This window comes from Adhaeribacter terreus, assembly GCF_042657365.1.
Classification (GTDB): Bacteria; Bacteroidota; Bacteroidia; order Cytophagales; family Hymenobacteraceae; genus Adhaeribacter_A; species Adhaeribacter_A terreus.
On record NZ_JBHSKT010000005.1, the window covers coordinates 62,401 to 84,690 of the forward strand.

Genomic DNA, 22,290 nt, shown 5'->3' on the forward strand with positions numbered 1-22,290 from the left:
CTGCCGGCTGCATTTTTCTATTAACCGGCGAAAACGGAATAACGGTTAAATTTATAAAGCGCTATTACTTGACCAATAAAGCAAAATGAACGTAACTTGCACTTTTTAGAAAGAAATAAACCTCCAGGAAGTATATAGCAATGGGAAGAGCATTTGAATTCAGAAAAGCCCGCAAATTTAAACGCTGGGATAAAATGTCGAAAGCGTTTTCGCGCTTGGGCAAAGAGATTGTGATGGCGGTAAAAGAAGGCGGCCCGAACCCCGAAGGCAACGCCCGTTTACGCACGGCTATTCAAAATGCCAAAGGTGTAAATATGCCGAAAGACCGCGTAGAAGCCGCCATTAAACGCGCCAGCAGCAAAGATGAAGGCAACTACGACGAAGTGGTGTACGAGGGCTACGGTCCGCATGGCATTGCTATTTTAGTAGAAACCGCTACCGATAACCTGAACCGCACCATTGCCAACATGCGCGTTTATTTCTCGCGGTCGGGCGGCGCGGTAGGCAAAACCGGTTCGCTGGATTTTATTTTCACCCGCAAAGGTATTTTCCGTTTACCGGCCGAAGGTCTGAACCTGGAAGAACTGGAACTGGACCTGATCGATTTTGGCGCCGAAGATATTTACGAACACGACGGCGAGATAATTATTGAAACCGCCTTTGCAGATTTCGGCCCGATGCAGAAAGCGCTGGAAGAAAAAGGCTTGCCGGTAACTTCCGCCGAACTGCAGCGCATTCCAAACACCCGCACCGAATTAACAGACGAACAGGCTGAAGATATTGAAAACCTGATCGAAAAAATAGAGGAAGACGACGACGTACAGGCCGTTTACCACAACATGGCTTAATCTATTTTCCGGCCTTCCAGCCAGCCTAAGCACTTTTTCAGTTAAAAATCATAGCGTTTCCGGTAGCTTTTGTAAGCTGCGGAAACGCTTTTTTTTGCCCTTCCCTTCTTAGTTTTTCACCTGTTTCCCCTACCACTTTGCAATTTTTTATCAGGCAAGGCAACCAACGAAACTGCTTCAGCATCTTATAACTAAATCCGGAAATTTTTGTGCTTTAAAACTCTTGATGTACGTCAATGTTTGCAGGAACCGGTGATGTTACTTTTGCAAAAGCATGGCTTCAGAACAATTCAGGCCGTTTTAAAAAAATGTTAAAAAAAATTTACTGCGGACTAAGGGTTGATTTTCTTTTGTATGTCTTAGCCTCATAAACCTGAATAAGGTAGTTTGTTCCGGCCTTAAAAGTTGAATGCAGAAAATGAAAAGAGTTTTGTTGAGCGCCTTGTTAGTTTGCAGCATTGCATTTTCCGGATTTGTGGGTTTAGATCTGCGGCAGTCTTTTTCCTACGAAATTTTCAGTTCGCCTTATTACAAAACACTGAAGAAAAATCTGCCGGCTGCAAACGCAAAAATTGGCTACGTAGCGGTTACTTTAGACAGCCGCGCCCGGCAGAACCCAACGTTTACCGATGCCAGAATGCCGCAATTGCAGCAGGCGATCAACAAATTTCTGAGTGATAGCCTGCAAATGCCAGCGGTACAAATGCCGGTTTACAACGAACTTTATAACGCAAAATATTTCCCGGATCTGTTTTTAGGTTCGGTGCTTGGCCCGCAAAAGCCGATGTATGTGCTGGCAGATTGTCCGCAGGAAAAGGAGTTTCCGGAGTATTGTGTGCGGCTGGCCGGGCAAATGGGGAGCAAAGCCTGGATGCAGCAACTCAAAAACCTGATGGCTACGCAAAAGCTCGATTACGTGATCGTGTACCAGTTAGGCGAAGGCTATCTTTATCCAAACGGGAAAACGAAGAAAGTGAACGCTTTGGTAGAAACCCGCAAATCGCCGCCGGCCGGGCTGGATATGGGCACCGATTTCTGGCTGCCGATGTCGCAAAAACTGGTGGCTACCAACAAACCGATCGACGTGCTTTTTCTGAAAGGGCTGCTGATCGATAAAGAAGGGAAAGCAATTCGTTACGGAGCCGAAGGGATTACGGCAGCTTCTAAAGCCGGTTTTCTGGAACAGACCGTGAACATTGCGCACGAATTTTCAGAAGCCGAACTGAACGCCATAGAAAACGACTTGCGCCGTACCGATCTACCAGCCCAACCGCTTAACTGGCAGGTTGCCGCCCAAAACCTGACGCGCATGCTTACCAGTTCCAACGCTGGCCTGCAATAAAAATGCTATGCTTTTGCCCTTAAAAAGTAATCCTTGATTAAACTCTTCCGAAATCAAAAAGCCATATTAGTCAACAGTTTTTCAATCTTTTACAAATTCCAATCACCAATCTCATTAGTCTTATAAAACCATGAAAAAACTATTTACCCTCGCAATCGCAATGGCGTTTGCCGCAACTTCTTTTGCCCAAATTCAGAACAGCAGCTTAGAAACCTGGCAAACTAAAGCCGGCGTTGGCATAACCGGGCCTTATACTTATGAAATTCCGCAGAACTGGAACCTGGGCTTTATTTCAGAATTGCTGGCTGGTTTCGGCATAAAACCCAGTATAGGCAAATCTACTACCGCAAATACCGGCAGCTTCTCCCTGAAACTGTCCAGCACCGCCGATACCATTGGCGCCGACGCAATGGCCGCTTTCAGTCTGGGCCCGAACAACCGCCCGCAAGCATTTACAGGCCACTTTCAGACTTCCGGCGTAGTTACTGACCCGAATGATTATGGCCAGGCTATCGTTTTCATGACCAAATGGAACGGTACCAAAACTGACACCATTGGCTATGGCATGACCGACCTTGACAATGCACCAAACGGATTTAAACCTTTTACGGCAAACATTCAATATTCCAATAATCTAACGCCAGATTCTGCCATTGTTTATTTCCTGTACTTACCGGAAGAAGGCAACACGCACGTACTCATCGATGATCTTGCGTTTATAACCACGGTTGGTATCAAAGAAAACATCACTTTCCCGGAGCTTACTTTTTATCCGAACCCGGTTTCCGGCAACCAGAAAGCCACTTTAAAATTCATCGCTCCTAAAGCTGAAAAAGCCACTTTAACCATTCACGATGTGGTTGGCAAAGCGGTTAAAACCATTCCGCTGCATACATTACTTGCTGGCGCAAATACCGTTGAAATTGCTACCGACGAACTGAAAAACGGTTTATATACCGCAACCCTGCAATCCGCCAGCGGCAGCCAGACTTTCCGGTTTGTAAAACGCTAGACTTTCCGGCCTGAAAACTCAACACAAAATTTTCCTGCCTCTCCACTATTCCTCTTTAAACTTCTGAATCAGTACCAAAACAGCCTGCCAATTGCAACTACGCATTTGGCGGGTCCGGTACCCCTTTTTGCTTTTTTTTCAGTGTTTTTATTCTACCCCTTAATCAAAAACTATGTTTTCCTTAAAAAAATTAGCATTATTCGTAATTCCTGCCGCCTTCATTTTAACCTCCTGCAACAACGAAGAAGATCCGAAACCAAGCCCAAATCCAGGTAACCAGCCGGTAAATAACTTGCCCGCGCTGGTGCTCACCGATGTGCTGGCCGACACCGTACTACAAGACCGCAACACCGACCCAACCAAAACCGATTACCTGGTAAACAGCAACATTCGGGTGAACGCTAAACTAACAATAAAGCCCGGGGTGGTAATTGCTTTTGCGCAGGATACCCGCCTCGATCTGAACACAAACGGAAGTATGGTGGCCAATGGCACTGCCGAGAAGAAGATCCGCTTTATTGGCCAAACGGATCAGAAAGGCTTCTGGAGCGGCATTATTATCTATTCAGCAGCCAGCACCAACGAATTTTCGCACGCTGAAATACTCCATGCCGGCAGTAAAGCTATGCTTGATAACCAGAAAACTGCTGTTGCTTTATTCGACAATGCCCGGGTTTCGGTAAGCAATACAACTATTTCGCAGAGCGGCGGTTTTGGCATGTACCTCCGCGATAACAGCATTCCGGTTGCGTTTGCCAGCAATGTTTTCAACAACAACCAGGAAGCGCCTCTGCAACTAGCCGCTAACCACGTAGCCACCCTCGACGAAGCCAGCATTTATACCAATAATAACGGCCGCAACGCGGTGGAAGTGCGGAGTTCACTTTTAACCGGAAACAACGAAGTTACCTGGCCAGCCTTTACCGACAATACCCCGATCCGGTTTTTAGGCACTATAGGCATTCGTACCGGCTGGAAACTGAAACCCGGCACTATTATAGAAATGGCCGAAGACAAACAAATAAATATTGAGACTGGTGGATACCTGAACGCCGTAGGCACTGCTGCCAAAAAGATCGTATTTACGGGTACTGTAAAAGCCACCGGAACCTGGAATGGCCTTGTGGTTTACACTCGCAGCGCGCTCAATGTTTTAGATAACGTTAAAGTTCAGTACGCCGGCGGAAAAGCGTTATTTGGAGGGACAAAAGCAGCTATTGGTCTTTTTGGAACTACCGCCACCAGCCTAGAAGTGCGCAACTCCGAGATCAGCAACAGCGGCGGCTATGGCATTCACGTGTTCGGCAATAAAGGTGTACTGAATGCAGATGTGGAAACTGTAAATACTTTTACGAGCAATACCCTAGGCAAAATTTATTACGAGAACTAACCACTACGAAACTGACTTTCAACTGAAAAAGCGGGCTTTCTGAGCCCGCTTTTTGTTTTATCTGAAGAGAGGATTTTGGGATGAGCAAGATTTTGAAAGACCCCACCTAAATCCTCCCCTATTTCAGGGGAGGACTTTTCTTCGCAGGTGTAATCCGTCAATGAAAGCAGACGGCAATGAAATTAGTCTGAACTGTGATTTATTTGATTGTTGTAATTCTTGTGATTTCCTAAACTATTATTTCACACATTCCGCCAGCGCAGCGTCTGTTGAAACGCTACAAAAGATAAAAAGCCCGCTACGAAGGGAAATGATACCAGTTTCTGTGAGAGCGGCCTCCGCACTTTCCGACTTTTGCTTTAGCAAAATTGCGCAAGCAAAGGAAAGGGTGAGACGCGAACGCAGAAACGAAGCCACCCGGCTTGAGGAAATAAATTACCGATAAAAGTTAAAAGCCAGACGTTTAGCAAATAAGCCAGCTATGAAAAACGGTATGCTTTCAGGCTTCAAAAGTCTAGTTTCTACCAAGCCGATGAGATCTCTCCTGGCGTCGAGATGACGAATAAAACGGTATCCTTTGTAGCTAAAAAACTACTGTCCGCCAACGAGATCCTTCAGAGCTACGCTCGCAATCTTCGCGCTCCCGCGCTCAATTGTGCTCAGGATGACAAAAAAGGGAAACGCTATGCTTTTTACCCTGAAAACTCAGGCAGAAAATCAGCTTTGAAAACGAATATCTTTAATCCGCAATTGCAACGAAATAACCCCTCTGAAAACATTCTGCTCTACGCAATAGCAAACATCAAACGGAATACCTTTTAGGATCTTCGGATAAAAATCGGCCATACCAAAAGCAATGGCATCGAATTCAGTAAAACCATCCTGCGTAAGCCGCAGCTTTAAATGCGTATCCCCAACCACGCGGCAGCTACCCGTATCATACACACATTCCGAAGAAAATACCGGCGCCATATTTCCCGGCCCAAAAGGTTGCATCTGGTTCAGAATACTAAAAAACTTCGGCGTGATCTGGTTGAAATTTAAGGTCGTATCGATCTCTACCTGCGGCGTTTCCTGCTCTTTAGTTATGGTGCGGGCTACAATTTCTTCGAAACGCTCCCGGAACGCAGGCACATTTTCCACTTTCATGGTTAAGCCTGCCGCGTACATGTGGCCGCCAAACTGCTCTAACAGATCCGAACATTCTACAATGGCGCTATGAACATCAAAACCATGAACGGAACGCGCGGAGCCGGAAGCTAGGCCATCGTTGGAAGAACCGGTAAGGATAATGGTTGGGCGGTAATACCGGTCTATGCAGCGAGAAGCCACAATGCCTACCACGCCTTTATGCCAGTTATCTTTGAAAAGTACCGTAGATTTCGATTTCCGCAAAACCGCATCCTGATCGATCATTTCCAGCGCTTCTTTGGTAATGCTGGTGTCGTGCACGCGTCGGTTCTGGTTCGATTCGTTTATGCTTTTAGCTTCCTCAAAGGCTTCTTCCTTGGTTTTAGCCAGCAACATGGCCACCGAACGCTTGGCATCGCCCATCCGGCCGGCCGCATTAATACGCGGTGCAAACCCGAAAACAATGCTGTTAATATCGAGGTCTTCTTTCAGCGCCGCCAGTTCTTTCAGCGCTTCCAAGCCCGGCCGTAACGGTGCCCCGGAATTGAGCAAACGCAAACCGAAATAAGCCAGAATGCGGTTTTCGCCGGTAATTGGCACAATATCGGCGGCAATAGAAATTACGCAGAAATCGAGCAGCGCATAAAGTTCGTCTGTATCTAAATTATTCTGCATGCTGAAAGCCTGCATGAGCTTGAAACCAACACCGCAACCCGAAAGATGTTTGTAAGGATAAGGGCAGTCGCTTTGTTTCGGATCGAGCACGGCTACGGCCGCCGGAACCTGTTCGTCGGGCAAGTGGTGGTCGCAGATAATAAAATCGATGCCTTTTTCTTTGGCGTAAGCAACTTTATCTACCGATTTTATGCCGCAATCGAGGCTGATGATGAGTTTAAAGTTATTTTCCGAAGCCCAGTCGATGCCCGCAGAAGAAACGCCGTAACCTTCTTTATAACGGTCCGGAATGTAATAATCTATTTTCCCCTGGAAATACGGCTGCAGATATTTGTAAGCCATGGCCACGGAAGTGGTGCCGTCCACGTCATAATCGCCGTAGATGAGGATCTTTTCGCCGTTGTGAAGCGCATCGTTGAGCCGGTTTACGGCCAGATGCATATCCTTCATCAGGAACGGATCGTGGAGGTCTTCTAAAGAAGGGCGGAAATACGCTTTGGCTTCATCGAAGGTACAGATGTCGCGCTGGCAAAGAATGGAAGCAAGTTTTTCGTGAATAGACAGACTTTTGGCCAGACTTTCCACTTTTTCAGGCGCCGGTGTCGCTTTAAAAACCCATCTTTTCTCCATCCTTCCGTTGTTTTATATATGCTATAGAATACAAAAATACGGAAATAGTTCCGGAAACATCAATCCGGTTTTTGCGGAAGGTAGACTTTGCGGTAAAATGTGCGTATTTTTGCAGCCGGTTAAAGGAAATTTGAAGTGAAGAAGCTGAAAGATTTTTACAACAAGTATAAGGATTATGCACAGACCGATGTGCTGATGTACCTGGCTTTTATCATTTTCCTGATTATGCTTTTTGTTTTCTTCGGTTAGTTTTTCTGAGTTTTTGAGCTGGAAGGCATAGCGTTTCCTTTTTAGTCATCCTGAGCACAATTGAGCGCGGGAGCGCGAAGATTGCGAGCGTAGCTCTGAAGGATCATGTCGGCGGACAGCAGTTTTTTAGCTTAAAAGGATACCGTTTTTGCGGTCATCTCGACGTGAGGAGAGATCTTCTCGGGCTGGTAGTGTTGCTTGCTATTGAGTTTTATGGCTTGAAAGGATACCGTTTTTCATAGCTGGCGGCGTTTTTGACCGTTTGCTTTTAACTTTCATAGTTAACTTTCTCCCTCAAGCCGGGCGGCTTCGTTTCTGCGTTCGCGGCTGCAACCTTACCTGCCCTACCGGGCTGGCTAAAGCCACCGGTAAGCTTGGAGGCCGCTCTCACAGAAACTGGTATCATTTTCCTTCGTAGTCAGCTTTCTTTTATTTTACTTTCTTTGAAGACCTTGATTTTCACGCGACGCTGCGCTGGCGAAATGGGTGAGAATTCGATAAATAAGGAATTCTGGAAATCCTGTCAATTCTGAAAATTCTGATTCAGACAATTGTCCTGAACATTCTCTAATTCTGTAAATTCTGATTCAGATAAAAATCCTGGTCATTAATTTAATCCTTGAAATCGTGTTCAGACAATCCATTAATCCCTGAATCTGACGAATCCCAATTCAGACAATATTCATTGCCGTCTGCTTTAGCTGACGGATTTATGGAAGAAGTTTAATTCACTACCGCATCGCCGCGTAATTTCCGGAAACGCTTGCGGGCTTCTACGGTATAGGTGCTTCCCGGGAATTTCAGGAGCAGATCGTTGTAGAGTTTCTGGGCCGTGGCTGTATCTTTCAGGTTTTCTTCGGTGATTTTTGCGGTCAGGAACAAGGCGTCGTCGGCTAAGATATCGTCACTGTAGTTGGCTGTAATTTTGGCCAGGTTGAAAAGCGCGTCGGTATAATTTCCTTGGCGCAGGAAAATTTTCGCTTTCTGGTAATAGATCTCGTCGGCCAGGTTGTGGTTCGGGTATTGCTTCAGGATCAGGTCGAGTTTCTGAATGGCTTGCGCAAACTTATTCTGGAACAGCAACAGATCGGCTTCCGCGTAGGCTTCCATGGCGGCGGTAGAAGTATCGAGGCCGGTATTATCGGTTATCAGTAAACTCAGTTCCATGGCATCGTTGGCAATTTCGCGGCTGGTAGCCAGTTTCAGAATATCGAGGTGCGCCTGCGCCAGCTCAAAATCGCCTTTGTAGTAACTTAAGCGGGCATTCCGGAGCTTTGCTTCGTGCCCGATCGTAGTTTCCTTATGCGATTTTTCTACCTGCGAATAAAGTAATGTAGCTTCCCATGGCTCGCCTTGCAGTAAATAAATATCGCCTAAACTGATCTTGGCCTGTGCTACCAGATCTGCATTGGCGCGCGGCGTATTGATCACTTCTTCCAGCAAAACAATGGCTTTCTCTTTCTCGTCGAGGTAAAAAGCGTGCAGCATCGCCTGGTTTTTCATAGCTTCGGCGGTCTGGTTATTTTTCCCGAATTCGGTCAGTAATTTCTGATACTCCGTTATCAGCGTCCGGATATTTTCGGTGGAAATGGGGAAGGTATTTTTCACCTGTTCTTCCCGTGCATTCAGCAGGCGCTGGCGGGCCATGGCATAATGCGGGCCGGAAGGATATTCTTTCGTGATGTATTCGTACGCTTCAATGGCAGTTTCGTAATCGCCGTTTTTCAGACTGATCGAGCCAAGTTCAAAAATGCGCACCCCGTTTTCGCGGTTACGACGGTCCATGGCCCGCGCCTGAATGAGCGCACTGCCAAAATCTTTCCGCTGAATATAAACCCAAAGCAAAAGCTCGCTCAATACGTTCTGATTCGGGTTTTTCTGCACTCTCGAAATCAAAACCCGTTCCAGCGCTTCAAATTCTTTTTCATCTTTCAGGCTGTTTTGCAGCATGTTCTGCGCATATCCAATTTGTCCCGGATTCACTTCTACCAGACCAAGCACCTCTCCCATTACTTTATCGGTCTGGTGCTGCACGGTATAATGCTGTATCAGTTCGCCGTAGTAAGCCAGCGGGTTGTTTTCCAGTTTACGCCCCTGCAAATACGTTTTCTCTACGTAATCAGGCAATTTCTTCTCGTTGAAAGCAGCCGCTGTAGCCCGCACTTTAGGTGCTGTAAGCTGGCTTATCATTTTATCGAAATGCTTTTGGCTGTCTTCGGTTTTACCGGCGGCTTTATACACCAAACCCAGATCAATTTCATAATCCGGATTATCCGGTACTTTTTTCATGGCTTTTTTAGCCAGTTTTTCGGCGGGCTTAAATTTCTTAAGTGCCAGCAAGGTTTGCAGGTAATTGGGGTACACGTAAGCAAACCGCGCGTTATCGTCTATCAGCTTTTCGTAGATCACTTCGGCTTTGGCAAACGCGCCCTGCTCAAAATATTCTTTGGCCAGTTTTTCTTCGCTGCGGTTCTTTTGCTGCGCAACCGAGCTGAAACTACAGATCAGCAGCAGCAAAAACGCTATGGTTTTCGGGCAAAAAAGTGCTCGCATCATTTTTCGTTGTTCGTTATTCGTTGCTGGTTGTTAGTTTTTGAGGAACTGAAACCCCGGCAGTTTTACTTTTCAATATAACGCAATTTCTTCCCAAACTATGCAGGCTGTAAGCAAATAAAAAAGCTGCTCCTTTTCGGGAGCAGCTTTTTGAGGTAAAATCCATACCGTTTTCTGGCTTAGAAGAATTTTACGCGGGAATCTTTAATATCGGCACTTGCTTTAATGGCTTCGTAAACAGCGTTGTCTAAACGGCCTTTGCGGCTAACCAGCATTTGCTGTTTCAGCATGTTCAGATCTGCAGGAGCCTGAGCCGGGTTAATTTTCTGCAGTTCCATCATCATTACACCAGCCTGGCCTTCAATAGCAGCAGTACGTTTGCCTGGTTTCAGACCAAATACCTGACCAACTGCTACCGGCTCCAGACCAATACCTTCAATAGCTCCAGGGCCAAAGGTTACGTTTTCAGAAGTACGAACCTGCGCTTCAGGACCGTATTTAGAAGCGATCTGCTCTAAAGAACCACTGGCACCTTTCAGTTTTTCTATGATCTGCTGCGCTTTCTTCTCGTTGCGAACCGCAGCGGTCAGTTCTTCGCGGCGGGCATCTATGCTGGCTTCACCTTTTTTAGTCTTGCCGGTTAAAACAGCTACTACAAATTGGTTGTCCACTTCAAAAGCTGGCGAAACTGCACCTACTTCTGTGTCTTCGCGGAAAGCCCAACGTACTAACTCACGGGCATTAGCCAGGTTATTTACGAAACGATCGTTCGCCCGAATGTTTTTCGCTTCTGCTTTCATCAAAGATTTATCTTTCTCGATGTTAGCTTTAAAGTCTTCCGCAGATTTGCTTAAACCGGCCAGCTCATCGGCTTTGCGGTAAGCGGCATCGCGGGTATCGTCAGAGGCAGAAATATTGCGGGTAATGGTTGCGATCTGGTAGCTGCGCGTAGTTTTTGGTTCGGTAATTTTTACAATGTGGTAACCGAAGCTGGTTTCTACCAGGGTTGGCAGTAAGCCGGTAGATTTAGCGCCAAAAACAGCTTTCTCGAATTCAGGAACCATGTTGCCTTCGCGGAACCAGCCTAAGTCGCCGCCCTGTGAAGCTGTACCATCGGAACCGTGCTGACGGGCCATTGCTGCGAAATCAGCGCCGCCTTTAATTTGTTTCAGCACATCTTCGGCCTTTTTCTTTGCTTCGGCTTTCGCTTCCGGACTTTCACCAGCTGGCTTGAAAAGAATATGGCTCGCGCGAACAGATGCAGCACCACCATCTTTAATATCAGTTACTTTATGGATCGTGTAAACGCCATTCTCTTCATAAGGACCGAAAACCTGGCCTTCAGTCAGCGTTTCGTTTTTCAGTTTTTCAGGAAGCTCACCAATATTTACATAGGCCGGGTTGAAAGGCGCATCGGAGTTAGCAACTGCAAAAGCAGAATCGTTGGTTGAAGCCTGGAACTGCTTGGTAAGGTCAGCAATTTCTTCTTTCGCAACTTTCGCATCTTCTTCCGAAGCACGCACCGGAATGGTTACGTACTCGAAGCTGCGCGCATCTTCCGTTTTGTATTTGTCTTTGTTTTTATCCAGGTAAGCTTTCAGCTCCTCGTCGGTTACTTTAAAAGCCGAATCTGACAAAGTGAAGTATGGAATGTAAAGGTATTTTACGCTGGCAGTTGCATTCTGCTCTTCGTTGAAGTTCTTTGCTTCCTGCGTGGTTACATAAGCCGATTGTTTGATCAGGTTATCGTATTTGATCCGCATACGGTCAGGGCCTAAACCCTGCTCGAACTGGTGCCATGCTGCTTGTTGTTCGGCTGGCTGCTGATCTAAGTTGCTCAGGTAATTGATAACTGAAGCACGATCGAACTGCTGGGTCTGCGGGTTTACGAAAGCCTGCTGAATGGCCGGGTGAATATGATTACCCTGTACCATATCTACTAACTCATCTTCCGAAACAGTTAAGCCTAAACGCTCAAATTCTTTCTGAAAAGCTACTTTAAAGATCAGCTGGTTCCAGGCTTGCTCGCGCAACGGTGCCATTTCTTCTTCGCCCGGCTGTTTGCCATTCTGGGCAACGTAGTTCCGTTTAATACCTTCCAGCGTTTCGTCAAATTCCTGAATGGTGATTTCCTGACCGGCTATTTCGCCCACGATGGTATCGCCACGCCCGAACAATCTGGAATTAGGGCCGAGCAAATCGCCTAATACCATGAAAATAAGCAAGCCTAAGGCAATAGCACCTACTGCCCAGCCAGACTTCTCCCTGATTTTGTTAATTACTGCCATTGATAAGTTAAATTGTAAAAGAATTGCAAAATAATGAGAATATCCCGTAAGTTCAAAATTTTGCGAAATTTCCCCGTAAACGCTGATTATCAGGCTTCGGTCTGCTCCGGGTGCATGGTGAACTGTACGGTGTTTATGCGGTTCTCATCCATGGTTAGAACTGTTATGGTGAAAGGTGGCACCTGAATAACATCACCGGCCTGCGGAATATCTTCGTGAACGGATAAAATAAAGCCGCCCAGAGTTTCATAATCGCCGTAAGGAAGCTGGAAACCGTAATTTTCGTTCAGGTAATCTATTTCGTGGCGCGCACTGAAAAGATACGTATTCGGTTCCGGCAACACTTGTTCCACGAGTTCGTCTTTGTCGTATTCGTCCTCAATTTCCCCGAAGATCTCTTCGATTACGTCTTCCACGGTTACAATGCCGGAGGTTCCGCCAAACTCATCTACCACTAAAGCCATGCTGCGATGGTCTTTAATAAATTTTACGAGCAGCTCATTCGCCAACATGTTTTCCGGAACTACGGTTACCGGCGTCAGAATTTCTTCAATTTTTGCGGGTTTGCGGAAAAGTGAAAGCTGGTGGCAATAGCCAATAATATTATCGATGGTTTCTTTATAGATCAAGATCTTGGAATGGCCCGATTCTATGAACAGGTTGCGCAGGTTTTCGAGGCTGTCGGAGATTTCGAGCGCTTCAATTTCGGTACGGGGCACCATGCATTCGCGCACTCTTACGGTCTTAAATTCCAGGGCATTTTCCAGGATCCGGGTATCAATTTCCGGCATTTCTTCGGTTTGGGCCGGGTCGGCGCTGCGGCGAATGTGCTCTTCCAGGTTGGTGGCGGCAAAAGCAGGTTTTTCTTTGGAGTAATTTACCCGCGCTATTTTTCCGGTTACAAAGCGGTTAAAACCGGTTACGAACTGCACCAACGGATAAAACAGGTAATAGAAAATGGTTAATGGCAGGGCAAATACCCGAAGCAATTCGTGGCCGTAAATACCAATAAAAAGTTTAGGAATAAGCCACCGCGACAGGAAAAGAATGATTGCCGCCACAATTACCGCTACTACCGAATAACCAATTGCCGAAAGTTCGGGGTTTTGCCACAAATGGTAGTAGAGCCACGAAGCCAGAATAACGCCGGAGCCTACCATAGCAATTAAACGGCCCACCAGACAAATAGCAGCTACGCGTAAACGGTGCTCAAGCAGCCAGTCGGTAAGGCGCTCGGACCAGGAAGTGCGTTTTGCGCCCAGATCGAAGGAAAATTTTGCCGGCCGCAGATAAGCAACTTCGGCGGTAGTGAAAAAGCTTATCAGCAGAAAGAAAAAAATCAGCAGCAAAATGGGGCCGGGGTCGCTCATAAATTATAAATGGGCTTAAGAATTCTGTTTTTTTCTGTTGTAACGAAACACCGTAATAAAGGCAATGGAGATCATAAAGATCCAGTAATTATACCCGATTGCTTCTGAAATGGATACCGTTTGCATATCGATCAATACGCGATGCACCCCGATTATAAAAGAAACAATGGTTAAAGATATTAATATAGTTTGTTTAAGCGACACGGTTTTAGGTAATTGTTTAATAGTAATTGGTTGCCAGCTTTACTTTTTTAGTGAAAAAGGATAGCGTTTTTTTAAATGGTTAAATTGCTGATTGGTTGAATGGTTTTCTTAATTGATTTTTTGAAAGGGAGGATTTATGCATAAGAGAATTATTAAATCTCAAACCTCCCCTATTTCCTGATTTAACAATTTAACAATTAACTTACTCTTTCACAGAGAAAATTCCGGCTGGTTTTAAAATTCGGTAGCGCGAAAAATCCTGGTTGGCTTCGAGGCCGTGGCCGGTCAGAATTTCATCGGCGGTACGGATCTTTACAAATTTATTGGTGCGGATCTTCCGTTGTTGCTTGTACCAGCGCAATTCTTCGGTCTCCAGCGTTTCTTTTTTAGCAATGTTTTTAACTACAACGTTGCCACGGGCCAGGTAAGAATCGGTGTTTTTATCGTATTTGCCATAATTGGCGCGCAGCGTGGTAGTTATGCAGCCTAACTCATCCAGAAAAGTAAGGTTAAAGCCTTTGGGATAAATACCGTCGCCGTTTTCGTACTGCTGTTGTAAAGGCGCATTGAGCTTAATTTTCAGGCGCGCCGAATCGGAATAAAGCGTTTTTACATCGGCCGTTTCCATGATCGGGCCGGTGTATTTGGGTTGCTTATCCGGATCTTGCGTTGCCGGTCCGCAACCGGCATTCAATAGCAAAACCAGGCTCAACAGCCAAAAACCAATCTGCCAGCTTTTATCCGGAACGTTTTTCTGCATCAGGCCAATTTAATTTTTACGGGTTCGTTCGTTCAGGTTTTCTGTCTTAAAAATCTTTCAACCTGACTTTTTAGTGCTGAAACCCTACCGTTTTTTCTAATCTAATTTACGCTGAATGAACCACTTATTGTTCAACGAAAGCCCAACCTGCGCCCGGATAAAGTTTTCCTGCACCAAGCTATTATCGGTAGTTCCGCGTTTACCCAGCGCAAAACCCAGGTTCAGGAACGAACTTTCGGTAATAAGCGAACGGCCCAGCGGGAAAGTAAAGCCCCAGGTCAAAGCCGCTTCTTTCAGTTGCTCGTTATTAACTACGTATTGCGTTTGTCCATAGCTGAAACCGGCCCGATAGGTTACGCGGCGCAGGTATTTCGGCGAAGCAGGTTCCGGCACAAACTCACCTCCCAAACCAAAGCGCGTGGTATTTTCGAACGGAGCATTGCCTTCAAAGCTTTTGAATTCCGACCAGTTTTGCAGCGCAACATCGGCATTTACGCTCCAGTTTACACCATTATCCAGGCTTAGGCCCAATTGCAAACCACTCGGCACCGTTACATTTTTCTCGGTGCTGTCGGCTTGGGTTTGGTCCAGGCCGGAAGTATTCAGGCGCTCAATAAACGTACGGCGTTCGGCTTTCAGATCGGTAGCCAGGTTATAAACCCCGCCAATGCCCACGTTATATTTACCCATTTTGCGGCGGTAAGCCAGACCGGTTTTAAAAGTAAAATCGTTGTAATTAGTTTCGTGCCGGATGCGCAACTGCTGCGTAGTAAGAGTTTGGGAACCGCCTGGTTGTTGCAGCGCCGTTGTGTACATATTATCTATAGTACCAAAAACGTAAGATGCGGTGGCGCCAATGGTCAGGTCTTTTAAAACTTTAACGCCGTGGCCGAAATAAACTTCCGATAAACCGCCTTCGCCGCTGTATTTTACCAAAGCCTGCATATTCGGGTCGTTGGTTACCGGTTGCACCGCGTTGGTTTCGTATTGCACGGTGCTGTATGGTTTCAGGCCCAAAGCTGCTGACCAACTTTTATTTACAGGAATAGCCAGGCCAATAGTACCTAAATTAGTGCTGCCAACGCGTTGCGAGCGGCTGTCTTCTTTCAGGGTTTTAAGCTGGCTGTTTACGTTAAATTCAAAGATTACATTGTTGTTGAAGTAAAGCAGCGCCGGGTTCAGTTCATTTATCTGGTAGCTGTTTGGTGAAACAACACCGCTGCCGCCCATGCTGAAATTGCGAATACTACCGTTGTTTGTATTCATATCACCGATGCCAAAACGCGAATAAGGCGAATTGGCCTGGCTTTGCGCCGAAACTCCGTTGGAAGCCAGCAAACCCGCCGACACTAAAAATATCGTTAAAAACTTATGCATGTTCGATCAATAAACTATTCAGCCCGAGCAAAACCAATTCAGGAATTGCAAAGATGCGTCCTTTTAAGTTAGTTTCAAAAAAAGCAGCGTCACCGCCGCAAAGGAGTACGTTCAGGTTTTCGGCCTGTTTTTCATAGCGTTTTATAATACCTTCAGCTTCGGCCAGCGTTCCGTTATACACGCCGCTTTGCATAGCCTGCGCCGTAGTTTTGCCCGAAAGCTCCGGCTCAAAAGCGCTTTGTTCCAGAAACGGCAAACGGCTGGTAAACGTATGCATGGCCTTAAATTTCATAGCCAACCCCGGCGCTATCAGTCCGCCATGATAATTCCCTGCAGCATCCAGAAAATCGTAAGTTATGCAGGTTCCGGCATCTATTACCAGGCAATTGGTTTTTGGAAATAGAAATACAGCGCCTAAAACGGCAGCTAATCTGTCTTTCCCTAAGGTTTCCGGCGTTTCATAAAGGTTAGAAATCGGCAACTCAGTTTTATGCGTGAGCTCAACTTTTTTACCCGGAATTGATAGCGTTTTCAGCACTTCTTCCCCCGAAATTCCTACCGAAGCCAGCGCCACATTTTCTGGGTTTTCTTCGGCTACAATTTCCTGCAAAGCCGCAATTCCCGAAACTACGCCTTGCTTTTCAAGCTTGTTGTTTTCGAAAATGCCGTATTTGGTATTGGTATTCCCGATGTCTATGATCAGGTTGCGCATGAGTTTTTAAGCAGAAAATGATACCGTTTTTAAAAAGAACCAGACAAAAAAATTCCGGCAATGCTTTTCAACATTGCCGGAAAATTAAATGCTATAAGAAATATTTCAGGCGGATCACTTCTTTTTCGTTCAGGAAACGCCAGTTGCCGCGTGGCAGGTCTTTTTTGGTTAAACCGGCGTATTGCACGCGGTCCAGGGTTACCACTTCGTAGCCTAAGCTTTCGAAAATACGGCGCACAATGCGGTTGCGGCCAATGTGAATTTCGATGCCTAAGAACTTGTTCGTATTACCAATTAAAGCTAAGTCGTCTACAATGGCTTTGCCGTCTTCCAGTTCCAGACCTTCGGAAATTTTCTGGAAATCGTCTTTCGTGATCGGTTTATCCAATTCAACCTGGTAGATCTTCGAATTTTTGTGGCTCGGATGCGTTAATTTCTGCGCCAATTCGCCATCGTTCGTGAAAAGCAGCAAACCAGTAGTGTTTCTGTCTAAGCGGCCAACCGGGAAAATACGTTCTTTCGAGGCATTTTTAACCAGGTCCATTACCGTTTTGCGGCCTTCCGGATCTTCAGTAGTCGTGATGAAATCTTTTGGTTTGTTCAGCAGAACGTAAACCAGTTTTTCACGACTTAAGTTTTTTTTTCCGTATTGAACGCTATCCGTCGGTTTTACTTTGTAGCCCAGTTCAGTAACCACTTCACCGTTTACCCGAATTTCTCCGGCGGCGATCAGCTCATCGGCTTCACGGCGCGAGCAAATACCAGCGTTGGCAATGTAACGGTTCAAACGCAGCTGACCATCGGCTGAAAGATCTTCCGAACGGTTTTTATCGCGGTTTGCATAGCGTTTCAGGCCGGAATAGTTTGGTGCTTCGCCTACCGATTCTCTTGAAATACGGTTCTGGCGCTCAGCATAACGGTCCGGACGGCTACCACGTTCTTCGCGCGGTGCACGCTCGTTTCTGGCCGGACGCTCTTCTCTTGAGGGGCGTTCGTCGCCAAAACCGGTATCGTTTTTAGGGCGGTACGGACGGAATTCGCCTTCGCTATCTGCTGCATTAAAGTTCTCTTCTTTATTGAAACGGTCTTCGCGCGGCGCACGGGTTTCACGCGGAACAAAACCTTCTTTCCTGCCCTGGCCTTCGCGGGATGCGCGCATGCCTGGCGTAAAGCGGTTGCCTCCACGCTCTTCTTTATTGAAGCCACGGTCTTTAGAAAAACCTCTTTCGGAAGAACCAAACGACTTTTTATCGTCAGAATCGTAGCGTTTTTTTACGTATGGCGTACGTGCGTCGCCCTGCATATCGGCTGGGTTCGGCTTCTGGCCATAGTAGCTTTTTTTGCTGCCAATGTGCGGAACGGCCCCTTTTTCTTCCTGCCGCTTGCGGTATTCTTCTTTCTCTGGTTTAAAGCTGCGGTTGCGTTCGCCTTTACCACCACGTGGCACAGAACCCTGACCCGATCTTTCGGCACGCGCTACCCACGGACGATCGTCGGTTGGTTTGCGGGTTGCCGGGCGGTAAGGGCGGAATTCTTTATCGCCACCTTCGCTACGGCTCGGGCGGTCGGAAGAACGGTTTTCATAAGGACGGTCGCTTTTGAAACCGCGGTCTTTATTATAAGGGCGGTCTGAACCAGATGCACGTTCTTTATTGTACGGACGATCTGAGCCCCGATCTTTATTGTAAGGACGGTCGGAACCAGCACCACGCTCTTTATTGTAAGGGCGATCTGAACCGGAAGAACGGTCTTTGTTGAAGGAACGATCTGCATTATACGGACGATCGGAACCGCGCTCTTTGTTGTACGGGCGGTCGGAACGTTCGGCATTGTAAGGTCTTTCGGTGCGCGGTTTGCCGCCATAATCACCTCTCGGGCTGTCGCCGTAAGGGTTGCGGTCGCGGCTATCGGAGGAACGGCCTTTGTCGTTGCGGTTGAAGATCTTTTTGCCTTCGCCGCTGCTGGCGCGGTCGGAACCGAATGAACGCTTAGCCGGTCTGTCGCCGGAGCCGCCTCTTGAATTGTTGTATGCCATCTAAATTGGATTGGTGATGCAGTATCGCTACTGGATCGGTATATAAAAATTGTGAAATGCTAATTATCGGAAATTTCGCCGATGGTGTTCTCTTCCAGGGCAAAATCTTTCAGTTGCGGGAGGTCGCGGAGGTGGTTGATGCCAAAATATTCCATGAACTTCTGGGTGGTGCAATACAAAACGGGGCGACCAATGGTGTCGGCTTTGCCTTTAATTTCCACCAGTTCTTTTTCCAGAAGCTTGTGCAGGGCATAATCGCAGCTTACACCGCGGATCTGCTCTAATTGGGTACGGGTAACGGGTTGTTTATAAGCTACAATAGCCAGCGTTTCTAAAGCAGAAGCCGAAAGTTTGCGTTTCGATTTCTGCTTTAGAAACAAGGCTAACGTATCCTGAAAATCGGGTTTAGTTAAAAACTGGTAACCGCCGCCAATGGCGTAGATCTGGAAAGCAAAAGCTTCGGAAGCGAATAACTGGTGAATTTCTTCAATTGCTTCCAGCACATCGCTCACGCTAACTTCCACCTGCAGGGCTTCGGAAAGGCATTTATGCATTTCTTCGATAGCCACAGGAGCCTGGGCGCAAAAAACCAGCGCCTGAATATGCGATACCAGTGGATTCATCATAGATGTTCGTATTTTCGATGTTCGATTTTTCGACAGATAAATGCTAAAACCTTACATTTACCGGTAATTTAAAGTTCCCAAAATCGAACGATCGAATCTCTAACGATCGAATAATCGCGCTTAGTCTATGCGTTGGTTTTTAGCTTCGATGGTGTGCTGGGTATGCGGCACGGCACGCAGACGCTCTTTCGGGATCAGTTTGCCGGTGGCAATACACACGCCGTAAGTTCCGTTCTTAATGCGGATCAAAGCATTTTCGAGCTGCTGAATAAATTTCAGCTGGCGGGAAGCTAACTGGTTCAGGCTTTCTTTTTCGGCAGTATCGGCGCCGTCTTCCAGCAGTTTAGAAGAAGAGGCAGTGTTGTCGGTTCCGGAATCGTTGCGGCGGCTCAGGGTTTCTTTAATAAAAGCTACTTCTTTTTTTGCGTTATTAAGTTTCTCGGTAATCAGATCTTCAAACTCGATCAACTCTTCACGTGAATAGCGTAGTTTTTCCTCGCTCATTAGGGTACCCTTTATATTATTTTAAAATTTCTTTTAACTCGTATTGGCAGTTTACGCCCGCATTAAATTTTGGGCTGCATTTCAGTTTTGTAACAACCGTTTTTAACAAATAGTTTATAAACGATATCGGCTTCGGAAACACCAACTTACGCAATCTGAAATTTGGCACAAAATTAACGGATTAATCCTGAAGTTGCTACGCAGCTTTGTTTATTTTCCGTTTTTTCTTCCGAATAACCTTTTTTACACCGGTGAACCTGCCGGAAAATTAAGCCGGAGTTCACACACAACCGCCTTTAAGCAATTTTCAGGCGCTATTTTTTCCCAGTTTGCCTGCAGGCTTTCCGAATAAAATTGCACCTTCCTAAACATGCGTTGCTTCTGCATGATACGAACAAACAGTTTTTTCGCCTGAAAGCATAGCATTTTTTATTGCTTTTTATTAAAACCGGAAGTCTGGAACTATCTTTGAATAGCCGTTAACGGTTTCATTTATATTTGTGTTTATGCAATTTGTTCGTACTTTTTTTTGGGCTGGCCTGTTGGGTTTATTATTAACTGCTGGTTGCACGGCGCCGCGTTCCGTTATTCATTCTGGAAAAGTTACGCCGAAAGGTGAATTTAAGGTTGGCACCAATTACGCGTTTAACGTTGCTACCCAGCCTATTGGCGCTCTTTCTGATGTAACGCTGGGCCTGGTAAACGACCTTAAAAACCGCGATACCGTTGTTTTAGACGATCAGGTAAACGGCGTTTCCAGAGCGGCGCTGGCTTATACCCTAGATCCGGTTTCGCCGAGCTGGGATTTTTATGTGCGATATGGTTTGGTGGAGCGCGTGGATGTAGGTTATAAATATGCTTTCGGGTCGCACGTTTTCGATGCCATGTACCAGTTTATGGGTTCTACCGGCACACCAAAAAATCCGGGTAAACCTGGAACTTACGGCAGCATTGGCTTACAGTATTCCAGCCGCGATTCTAAATTACCAGGCAAAGTGCTGTGGCAAAACATAGACGATCTTCTGCAATACAACGCTTCGCGCACCGATATTCTCGTTCCGTTGGTTTTCAGCACATCGTTTGGGCCGGAAGAGGAAATAGGCAATATTTCATACGGCGTAGCTTACTCGCATACCTGGATCAATTATCATTTCAACCCGTCTAATTTCGTGCAAAAACAGGCTGATCGGCAAGATGTGATTCCAATCCGACCGCTTTCGGCCAAGAATAATTACGGGGCTTTCGGCGCTTTTGTAAATGCGAAGATCGGTTTTAAATATGCTTATATTTTACCGGCGCTATCTATTTATTACCAGAATTATGGCAAGTATGAGTTACTGGGTGGTAAACAAACCGAGCTTAAAGGCTTGACTTTTATTCCTTCTTTAGGGTTGCAGTTTCAGTTTGGTAAAGGAAGGTAGTTTTTGCGCTTAAAAGCATAGCGTTTTTTACAGTCATCTCGACGTGAAGAGAGATCTCTTCGGGTTGGTAGTTTGGTTTGCTATTGACTTTTTGAGCTTGAAAGGATAGCGTTTTTGATTTCATCCTGAGCACAATTGAGCGCGGGAGCGCGAAGATTGCGAGCGTAGCTCTGAAAGACCTTATCGGCGGCTAGCAGTTTTTCAACTAAAAGTGCTACCATTTTTATAGCCAACTTTTAACTCATAACTATTAACTTTTAACTTTCATCGGCAATTTTCACCCTCAAGCCGGGCGGGCTTCGTTTCTGCGTTCGCGGCTGCACCCTTTCCTTTGCTTGCGCAATTTTGCTAAAGCAAAAGTCGGAAAGTGCGGAGGCCGCGCACCCAGAAACTGGTAACATCTTCCTTCGTAGTCGTTTTTTTTTAGTTTAGTTGCTCTGATAATGTGATTTTCTTGCGACGCTGCGCTGGCGATATTGTGAAATGTGGTTTGTTGAAAAGCTCCCCTCCTTTTCAAGGAGGGGCAGGGGTGGTTGAATCCTTTAATCCCTAAATCTGACGAATCCCAATTCAGACAAATTTCATTGCCGTCTGGTTTAGCTGACGGAACTGGTACAAAAAAAGCCCTCCTCTTTTTTAGAGGAGGGTTGGGTAGGGGTAAACAATATCCTTTTCCAGCTTAGAAACTCAGCATATGAATAGCCGCTACCGCTGCTTCCACGCCTTTGTTGCCATGTTTGCCGCCTGCGCGGTCTAAAGCTTGTTGCAGATCGTTGGTGGTTACTACTCCAAAAACTACCGGCTTATTGAATTTCAGGCTTACATCTATCAGGCCTTTGGCTACGGCGTGGTTAATATAATCGTCGTGTTTGGTATCGCCTTTAATTACTACGCCTAAGCAAATAACGGCATCAATTTCCTGGCTTGAAGCTAAGAACTGCGCGCCAAGCGGTAATTCGTAACTACCCGGCACGGTATTGCGGTGAATATTTTGCGGCAAAGCGCCGTGCTTGATCAGAGTGTCGTAAGCGCCTTTGCACAGGGCATCGGTAATTTCCTTGTTCCATTCGGCTACAATTAACCCAAAACGTTTGCCGGAAGCATCGATCAGTTTATCAGAATTATATTCGCTTAAATTTTTGAGGGCGCTGGCCATAAGTAAT

The 22,290-nt window shown here is 46.2% G+C and carries 16 protein-coding genes and 1 pseudogene; 5 read left to right on the forward strand and 12 right to left on the reverse strand.

The window, feature by feature from the left end:
- Positions 1 to 140 precede the first annotated feature (140 nt).
- The 4 genes from ACFPIB_RS09785 to ACFPIB_RS09800 all read left to right on the forward strand — a co-directional run bounded on the left by ACFPIB_RS09785 (position 141) and on the right by ACFPIB_RS09800 (position 4,592).
- Positions 141 to 848, forward strand: coding sequence for a YebC/PmpR family DNA-binding transcriptional regulator (locus tag ACFPIB_RS09785; RefSeq protein ID WP_378017271.1), 708 nt, complete (start codon positions 141 to 143; stop codon positions 846 to 848).
- A 418-nt stretch (positions 849 to 1,266) separates the two neighbouring features.
- Positions 1,267 to 2,190 carry a hypothetical protein gene (locus tag ACFPIB_RS09790; protein WP_378017272.1) on the forward strand — a complete coding sequence of 308 codons (924 nt, stop codon included), beginning with the start codon at positions 1,267 to 1,269 and terminating at the stop codon, positions 2,188 to 2,190.
- Positions 2,191 to 2,320: 130 nt separating this feature from the next.
- Positions 2,321 to 3,202: a T9SS type A sorting domain-containing protein gene (locus ACFPIB_RS09795; protein ID WP_378017273.1), complete on the forward strand. Its 882-nt coding sequence runs from the start codon at positions 2,321 to 2,323 to the stop codon at positions 3,200 to 3,202.
- A gap of 172 nt (positions 3,203 to 3,374) precedes the next feature.
- Positions 3,375 to 4,592, forward strand: a complete 1,218-nt coding sequence (locus tag ACFPIB_RS09800) for a right-handed parallel beta-helix repeat-containing protein (RefSeq protein WP_378017274.1) — start codon at positions 3,375 to 3,377, stop codon at positions 4,590 to 4,592.
- 717 nt (positions 4,593 to 5,309) lie between these two features.
- Here ACFPIB_RS09800 and recJ read toward each other — a convergent pair.
- The 11 genes and pseudogenes from recJ to ACFPIB_RS09855 all read right to left on the reverse strand — a co-directional run bounded on the left by recJ (position 5,310) and on the right by ACFPIB_RS09855 (position 19,706).
- Entirely contained in the window at positions 5,310 to 7,028 is a 1,719-nt protein-coding gene (gene recJ / locus ACFPIB_RS09805) for a single-stranded-DNA-specific exonuclease RecJ (protein WP_378017275.1), read from the reverse strand.
- 972 nt (positions 7,029 to 8,000) lie between these two features.
- Positions 8,001 to 9,833, reverse strand: a complete 1,833-nt coding sequence (locus ACFPIB_RS09810) for a tetratricopeptide repeat protein (protein WP_378017276.1) — start codon at positions 9,831 to 9,833, stop codon at positions 8,001 to 8,003.
- 176 nt (positions 9,834 to 10,009) lie between these two features.
- A complete protein-coding gene (locus ACFPIB_RS09815; RefSeq protein WP_378017277.1) occupies positions 10,010 to 12,118 on the reverse strand; it encodes a peptidylprolyl isomerase in 2,109 nt (702 codons plus the stop codon).
- An 89-nt stretch (positions 12,119 to 12,207) separates the two neighbouring features.
- Complete coding sequence (locus ACFPIB_RS09820; RefSeq protein ID WP_378017278.1) at positions 12,208 to 13,488, reverse strand: hemolysin family protein; 1,281 nt, start codon at positions 13,486 to 13,488, stop codon at positions 12,208 to 12,210.
- Between the two features lie 15 nt (positions 13,489 to 13,503).
- The gene (locus ACFPIB_RS09825) at positions 13,504 to 13,692 is read right to left on the reverse strand and encodes a hypothetical protein (protein ID WP_378017279.1); all 189 of its coding nucleotides are present in this window, start codon (positions 13,690 to 13,692) and stop codon (positions 13,504 to 13,506) included.
- Between the two features lie 202 nt (positions 13,693 to 13,894).
- Positions 13,895 to 14,347, reverse strand: a pseudogene (lptC, locus tag ACFPIB_RS09830) (LPS export ABC transporter periplasmic protein LptC); the annotation flags it as partial.
- Positions 14,348 to 14,548: 201 nt separating this feature from the next.
- Positions 14,549 to 15,829, reverse strand: coding sequence for a hypothetical protein (locus tag ACFPIB_RS09835; protein WP_378017280.1), 1,281 nt, complete (start codon positions 15,827 to 15,829; stop codon positions 14,549 to 14,551).
- Entirely contained in the window at positions 15,822 to 16,541 is a 720-nt protein-coding gene (locus tag ACFPIB_RS09840; protein ID WP_378017281.1) for a type III pantothenate kinase, read from the reverse strand. Before ACFPIB_RS09840 ends, ACFPIB_RS09835 begins: the two co-directional genes overlap by 8 nt.
- A gap of 91 nt (positions 16,542 to 16,632) precedes the next feature.
- Positions 16,633 to 18,576, reverse strand: coding sequence for a pseudouridine synthase (locus ACFPIB_RS09845; protein WP_378017282.1), 1,944 nt, complete (start codon positions 18,574 to 18,576; stop codon positions 16,633 to 16,635).
- A gap of 59 nt (positions 18,577 to 18,635) precedes the next feature.
- On the reverse strand, positions 18,636 to 19,202 hold the full coding sequence (scpB, locus tag ACFPIB_RS09850; protein WP_378017283.1) for an SMC-Scp complex subunit ScpB: 567 nt from the start codon (positions 19,200 to 19,202) through the stop codon (positions 18,636 to 18,638).
- A gap of 120 nt (positions 19,203 to 19,322) precedes the next feature.
- Positions 19,323 to 19,706, reverse strand: coding sequence for a TraR/DksA family transcriptional regulator (locus ACFPIB_RS09855; protein WP_200506294.1), 384 nt, complete (start codon positions 19,704 to 19,706; stop codon positions 19,323 to 19,325).
- Between the two features lie 506 nt (positions 19,707 to 20,212).
- On the opposite strand from ACFPIB_RS09855, the gene ACFPIB_RS09860 reads away from it, so the two are divergent.
- Positions 20,213 to 21,127: a hypothetical protein gene (locus ACFPIB_RS09860; protein WP_378017284.1), complete on the forward strand. Its 915-nt coding sequence runs from the start codon at positions 20,213 to 20,215 to the stop codon at positions 21,125 to 21,127.
- Positions 21,128 to 21,806: 679 nt separating this feature from the next.
- Here the strand turns inward: ACFPIB_RS09860 and ribH are convergent.
- Complete coding sequence (ribH, locus tag ACFPIB_RS09865; protein WP_378017285.1) at positions 21,807 to 22,283, reverse strand: 6,7-dimethyl-8-ribityllumazine synthase; 477 nt, start codon at positions 22,281 to 22,283, stop codon at positions 21,807 to 21,809.
- Between the last annotated feature and the right edge of the window lie 7 nt (positions 22,284 to 22,290).